Source organism: Thiolapillus sp. (assembly GCF_048562965.1).
GTDB classification, from domain to species: Bacteria; Pseudomonadota; Gammaproteobacteria; order Chromatiales; family Chromatiaceae; genus Thiolapillus; species Thiolapillus brandeum_A.
In genome coordinates this window covers 1-1,003 of sequence record NZ_JBHNMF010001015.1, presented here as the reverse complement: position 1 = coordinate 1,003, position 1,003 = coordinate 1, and the positions used below count along the sequence as shown (strand labels likewise).

The following is a 1,003-nucleotide window of genomic DNA, read 5'->3' as shown; positions in this document are numbered from 1 at the left end:
CCTGATAGGACACCGTGGCATTTTTCACCGTGCCGGAAATATCCCGGCTCTTGAAAAATCCCACCCAGCCCAGCTTGGGTAGATAGATACGGCGATTGTCCAGCTTCACGCCCTGGGGGTAGCGGAAGGCCGCCTGTCGGAACTTGCGCTTTTTGCGCGGCAACCGGTTGAGGGGCTGGTTCTTATCAAACCCGTCCCGATAGGCCCGATCCAAATCCTTCAGTGTTTGTTGCAGGGGCTGGGAGTGGGCCTCGCGCAAGAAGCCGTATTCCTCGCTTTGCTTCCACAGGCTCAGCCAAAACGCAGCTTCGTGATAGCGGATGATCCGCTGCTTATCAGCCAAGCGCCGCTGGTTCATCCACCAGACCTGGTTCCATACCCAACGGCAGCACCCGGCCTGACGGAACAGCTTTTGCTCCAGAGCCGGATTGGTCTTTAGGCGAAACTTGTAGGCTTTGCGTATCAGCATGGTTCTATTGTGGTTCTATTTCGTCGAATAGCAACTCTAATGGCCCTCACAGACGATGACGCTTATATCCCCCACCTCAAGGAAGGGGTTTTACGCGCTGTTTTGATAAAGTTGCAGCTGTTCTTCAGGCAGTTCGCGGACAATATCAAGCAGTTCTGATGCTAGGGCCATGACCAAAAAGCGCGACAAGCCCCTTCCTTCAGGGAGGGGAAGGATAGCGCATCGCCGGTAGGCGATTAGTGAGGGGCTTGCTGTTGTTCGATGTAGCGTTTCAACACCTCGATGGGCGCGCCGCCCACGGAACCGGCGAAGTACGAGGGCGACCAGAGCTGGCCTTTCTTTCCGATCCAGTGGGTTTTGATCTGCGGGTAGCGTTTGCGCAGGCGGCGCGACGATACACCCTTTAGGCTGTTGATGAGCTTCGACAGTTGCACGGTCGGGGGATATTCCACTAGCAGATGTACATGATCGGTTTCACCGTTGAATTCCGCCAGCGTTACGTCCTGGATGGCGCACACGTCGCGCATGATCTTT

2 protein-coding genes are annotated in these 1,003 nt (G+C 55.7%); both read right to left on the bottom strand.

What is annotated here, in order from left to right; all coding sequences use genetic code 11:
• The coding region (locus ACOCD2_RS21900; protein ID WP_419622282.1) for an RNA-guided endonuclease InsQ/TnpB family protein at positions 1-469 on the bottom strand (469 nt) is incomplete at its 3' end.
• 236 nt (positions 470-705) lie between these two features.
• Positions 706-1,003 (bottom strand): IS200/IS605 family transposase (gene tnpA, locus ACOCD2_RS21895; protein WP_419626114.1); only part of this gene is annotated, 298 nt, incomplete at its 5' end.